Origin of the sequence: Streptomyces hygroscopicus (genome assembly GCF_026168105.1) — a bacterium.
Taxonomy (GTDB): Bacteria; Actinomycetota; Actinomycetes; order Streptomycetales; family Streptomycetaceae; genus Streptomyces; species Streptomyces hygroscopicus_D.
The window spans coordinates 1-4,258 of record NZ_LBMW01000116.1 but is presented as its reverse complement, the minus strand read 5'-3'; the positions used below and the strand labels follow the sequence as shown (position 1 = coordinate 4,258).

Genomic DNA, 4,258 nt, shown 5'->3' with positions numbered 1-4,258 from the left:
GACACCTGAACCTCGAACCAAACAACCTCGCCGGGACAAAACGCTCTTTCACCCGCCGCGGTCCGAAGCACCCCACCTACCAAGCCCTCGAAGAGCTGGGACGCCGCCGTACGCACGATCTTCGCCTGCGACTACTGTGGCCAGCCCGCCTCGCGCCGGGAGATCCACGGCGGGCTCCAGGTCGTGGAGAACTGGAACAGCGCCAACTCCGTGCTGCACTACGGCAAGGACGGTGCCCTGACGGCCCGGACACGGAACACGCCGAGACCTCGATGCTCGCCCTGCACTTGCTCCAGTCCGCGCTCGTCCACGTCAACACCCTGCTGTTGAACAAGTCCTCGCCGAAAACCGCCTGGGCCAGAAAGCTGTCCGACGAGGACTGGCGCAGTGTGACCGCGTTGTTCTGGTCGAACATCAACCCGTACGACACCTTCCGCCTCGACATGGACAAGCGGCTCGAACTCCCGCTGGACGTCACGGTGCCCGGTCCGCGCCATGCGGTCGGTGACGCTGTCAGAACAGGCGATTCCTCATCATGACGACATGCGGCGCCCTGCCCGGAGGAGGTATACCGATGCGGCCGCCGGGACCAGCACGCTGGGGGCGACGAGAGTGAGCAGCCCCGGGTCGAGCGGCGCCGTTGTTGCTGCAGTGAAGGCCATGCCGGCAAGCGCTATAGGGACCGGGAGCGTGGCCACGGTGCCGATGATCTTGTCGCGCCTGCTCCAGTGAGGTGCTGCCCACAGCAGCACGACGCCCGCGATCATGGCAATGCCGCCCAGGACGGGGTTGACGACCCCGAGAAGTCCGGCCACCGGCAGCAAGATCAACGGGGCAAGGCTGTGCCACTTGCTGACCGGCAGCACAATGGTCTCGCCTTCGCGGGCGGTGGCCACGATCGTGCGGGGGTCGCCGAGGCGGTCCAGGACGGCTTTCACCTCTGCCTCGTTGCGGGCCGGCCGCTCGGCGAATGCCACCGCAATGTGCTCCGTCAGGTCGGCAAGAAGTTCGTTGCGGCGCTCCGGCGCCAGGGCTGCGGCCTCGCGTGCCACAGCCTCCAGGTAAGCCACCGCAAGCGGGTGCTCGACGGTCTTCATAGTGAATCTCCAGGTAAAGGCAGTGGGGAGTCCGGTCGTTTAATCGGTGATGAAGCGGTCCACGGCGTCGCGGAAGTGCGGCCAGATCTCAGTGAACTCCGCCAGCGCCGCCTCTCCCTGAGGGGTCAGCATGTAGTAGCGGCGCGGCGGCCCACTTGGGGACTCCTGCCAGGTGGTATCCACCAAGCCGTCACGGCGCAACCGGGCCAGCAAAGGATAGATCGTCCCCTGACTGGTGGTCATCACGTTCACCGTGCCAAGCACCTCCAGCAGCTCTACGCCGTAGCGAGCGCCAGTGCGCAGAAGTCCCAGGACGCAGTACTCCAGAACTCCCTTGCGAAGCTGACTTTCCGCCTTTCCTGAGCCACCCTTACTTGCCACATCAGGTACCATGCAATGCATGGTAACCGGGACGGCCATGCCCGTCCAGTCCTGCCCGGGACCGCCCCAGGCCGGGTATCGATACCCGTGCGGCTACTGCATCGGACAGTGGTGGATGGGGCGTCGCACGACATCGTTCGCGCTGCCGCGATCCGGCCGCCTTACCGCCCCGGGGGGTCGGACCAGGTTGCGGACTTGGTCTTGCGCGGACGGTGGTTGAGCTCGTGGGCGATGCGTCGAGGTCGGCCTGGCTGGACGTGCGGAGGTCTGCGCCCTTGGGGAGGTACTGCCGCAACAGCCGGTTGGTGTTCTCGTTGGTGCCGCGCTGCCACGGGCTCCGCGGCTTGCAGAGATGGATCGGCATGCCCGTCTCGGCGGTGATGGCCTGGTGCTCGGCCATCTCACGTCCCCCTGCGCTCCCCACCCCGACCGCCCTCACAATTGATCAGAACCCGATACGCGCCCTGACAACTGTCAGACGGCACCTTGCGCACCGGGGCGCTGCTTCTCGGCGTCGACGACGGCCCGCTGCAGCACGGCGGTGCGTTCGATGACCGTGCCGGGCTGGATGTCGTCGACCTGCTTGACCTGGACACCTCGGCTGCCGAGATAGGCGTATGTCTGGCGGTCGAAGATCCACTCGGTGCGTGCGCCGCTCTGCTGGTCCACCCGGGCCAGGGCGATGCCGTCGCGTCCAGCGGCGTCCTTGGCATGGTCCACCACCACAACCCCCGGGATCTTGGCCGCGGCCCGGTAGAGAGCGGCGGAGGTACGAGCAGGCGCCAGCTGTTCGATGAGGATGTCACCGATGGCGGTGAAGGCCTGCTGGTCCCGGTCACTCTCGCCGTTGGTGCCCGCGTAGATCTTCTTCAGCAGTGCCGCGGGATCGGTGGGCAGCGTCTTGGTCTCGTTGTACGAGCCGCGGGTGACGTCACTGTCGAGGTCGACGCCTCCCCTGGGCTGGTAGCCGGGTTCATCGAGCCACCCCTTGTGTCCGTCGGGGGACTCCCAGGACTCACGGATGTGCAGGGGCTGGACCCATGCCTTGGACGGGTTGGTGTCGGTGTGCGAAACGGATAGGTAGGAGACCTCGCTCTTGATGTAGATGTACTGGCCCGGGCCGGGCTCGGGCGTCTTGCGGGCCAAGGCGGCGGCGGCGATGCTCTGGACGGTGGAGGCGAGCTGGGCGGTGCTGCCGGGCTCGATACGGACGACTGGTGCCTCGACCGGGGGCGGGGTGGCCGCGGCCGTACCACCCTGGGAACTGCCCAGCATGGTGAAGGCGAATACGCCGGCCAAGGCAGCGGCTGTGACCGGGACGCCAATCAGCAGGGCACGGCGTGGGCGGCGGGACGCCGCAACGGCGGGGGCCGGTGCAGTGCGCAGGATCTCGTTCATCAGGTGCTCCTCGAGAAGAAGGTGACGGTCGAGCGACAGGTGCGGGTCTCCCGGCGCCGGCAGCAACCGGGCCAGCTCCGCGTGGTCCAGCGACTCCTCGCGCCGTGACTTCTTGCGGATCATTCGGACCTCTCCTCGTGCGACTCATATGACCCGGCCGCAGAAGTGCGGCCACCCTGTACTTGTCCGTTGCGCGGTAGCGGTTCCGTGCGTTTCCTCAGTTCTTCGTCGGCTAGCCTGCTCAGCCGTTTGCGGGCGCGGGACAGGCGGGAGCGAACGGTGCCGACCGGGACGCCGAGCACGGCCGCCGCCTCCGCGTAGCTGAGCCCGGACCACACACAGAGTGTGAAGACCTCGCGCTCACTCCGGCGCAGCTTCTTCAGCGCCCGCTGGGCGGCAGCCAGTTGGTCGGAATCGGCTATGCGGCCGACCAGTTCGTCGGCGAAGTCCGGGACCGTCTCCTTTGCCGGCAGGCGCTCCAGGGCCCGCTGATGGCGGCGCGCGGCGCGGGTGGTGTTGCGCAGTACGTTCACGGCGATGCCCATCAGCCAGGGGCGCGGGCTGTCGCCCTCGTCCCGCAGCTTGGCGCGCAGCCGCCACGCCTCCAGGAAGGTCAGCGAGACGACGTCCTCGGCGACGGCCCAGTCCCCGGTCACGCGCACCGCGTGCCGGTGCACCAGTCGGGCGTGGTCATGGAAGAGCTCGCGGAACGCCTCGGGGTCGCCTGCCCGTATCCGGGTGTGCAATGAGTAGTCCACGTCCGGCTTTGTCCGCGCGGCAGGGCAGGTTCCCGTGACATACGTCACGTGGTCAGGAGACATGTGGCTCCCGGCCGGGCGGAGCGTCTGGAAGACGTCGGCGAGTTCATTGCCAGGCTGCGGCTGCCGCCCTCGGCCCGGACCGGGGCGGTCACGGTGCTGCCGTAGTCGAGCACCGCTGCGGGGAGAGCGCGGTGAACCGGAAGCTCTCGGCAGTCAGCGACGTCCCACCGCTTGTGCAGCGACGAACCTTCTGACGGTGGCAGACCCACGGGTGACGGTGACGGCGACTCCAGTAGTTCCGACACTGTGGGCGTCGACGACGGCGCAGCGGCCGTCACGGCCGTGGTCTGCGCCCTGCTGGGTGGCCGCCATCGGAGCCCGGCCACCCAGCGCCCGGCGGACTGCCCAACTCGCCAGGGCCCGTACGCGCCTCGAGATTTCCGTTGATGGCAATGAAGGGAAGGGGGCTGACACCAAGGGCCCCGGTAGTTGCCACCGTATGTAGGTGGGCTTCGGGCGGAGTTGTCAGCTGATGGAGATCTGAGGTTTGCCGGACCCGAGGCCGTCCTTCTGCATTTGTTCGGCGAGCTTCATGGCCTCCTCGATGAGGGTCTCCACGAT

General features: G+C 67.7%; 6 protein-coding genes and 1 pseudogene. 2 read left to right on the top strand and 5 right to left on the bottom strand.

Annotated elements, in window-relative coordinates:
* Window positions 1-117 precede the first annotated feature (117 nt).
* Both AAW14_RS38975 and AAW14_RS38970 read left to right on the top strand, forming a co-directional pair.
* Window positions 118-330, top strand: coding sequence for a Tn3 family transposase (locus AAW14_RS38975; protein WP_265569208.1), 213 nt, complete (start codon window positions 118-120; stop codon window positions 328-330).
* Entirely contained in the window at window positions 273-539 is a 267-nt protein-coding gene (locus AAW14_RS38970) for a Tn3 family transposase (protein ID WP_265569206.1), read from the top strand. Before AAW14_RS38975 ends, AAW14_RS38970 begins: the two co-directional genes overlap by 58 nt.
* Here the strand turns inward: AAW14_RS38970 and AAW14_RS38965 are convergent.
* From AAW14_RS38965 to AAW14_RS38945, 5 genes and pseudogenes are all read right to left on the bottom strand, one after another.
* Complete coding sequence (locus tag AAW14_RS38965) at window positions 534-1,097, bottom strand: HAAS signaling domain-containing protein (RefSeq protein ID WP_265569205.1); 564 nt, start codon at window positions 1,095-1,097, stop codon at window positions 534-536. The genes AAW14_RS38970 and AAW14_RS38965 overlap by 6 nt on opposite strands.
* A 39-nt stretch (window positions 1,098-1,136) precedes the next feature.
* Window positions 1,137-1,490, bottom strand: a complete 354-nt coding sequence (locus AAW14_RS38960; RefSeq protein WP_265569204.1) for a PadR family transcriptional regulator — start codon at window positions 1,488-1,490, stop codon at window positions 1,137-1,139.
* A 149-nt stretch (window positions 1,491-1,639) separates the two neighbouring features.
* Window positions 1,640-1,887 (bottom strand): annotated as a pseudogene (locus tag AAW14_RS38955) (IS30 family transposase); the annotation flags it as partial.
* Between the two features lie 65 nt (window positions 1,888-1,952).
* Window positions 1,953-2,999 carry a CU044_5270 family protein gene (locus AAW14_RS38950; RefSeq protein ID WP_265569203.1) on the bottom strand — a complete coding sequence of 349 codons (1,047 nt, stop codon included), beginning with the start codon at window positions 2,997-2,999 and terminating at the stop codon, window positions 1,953-1,955.
* Window positions 2,996-3,634 (bottom strand): RNA polymerase sigma factor, encoded by a 639-nt coding sequence (locus tag AAW14_RS38945; protein WP_265569207.1) that lies wholly within the window; start codon window positions 3,632-3,634, stop codon window positions 2,996-2,998. Before AAW14_RS38945 ends, AAW14_RS38950 begins: the two co-directional genes overlap by 4 nt.
* Between the last annotated feature and the right edge of the window lie 624 nt (window positions 3,635-4,258).

Bases quoted from the DNA above. Each gene is read 5' to 3' on its own strand.
- AAW14_RS38970 (WP_265569206.1), top strand. From the start codon at position 273: ATGCTCGCCCTGCACTTGCTCCAGTCCGCGCTCGTCCACGTCAACACC.
- AAW14_RS38965 (WP_265569205.1), bottom strand. From the start codon at position 1,097: ATGAAGACCGTCGAGCACCCGCTTGCGGTGGCTTACCTGGAGGCTGTG.
- AAW14_RS38960 (WP_265569204.1), bottom strand. From the start codon at position 1,490: ATGGTACCTGATGTGGCAAGTAAGGGTGGCTCAGGAAAGGCGGAAAGT.
- AAW14_RS38950 (WP_265569203.1), bottom strand. From the start codon at position 2,999: ATGATCCGCAAGAAGTCACGGCGCGAGGAGTCGCTGGACCACGCGGAG.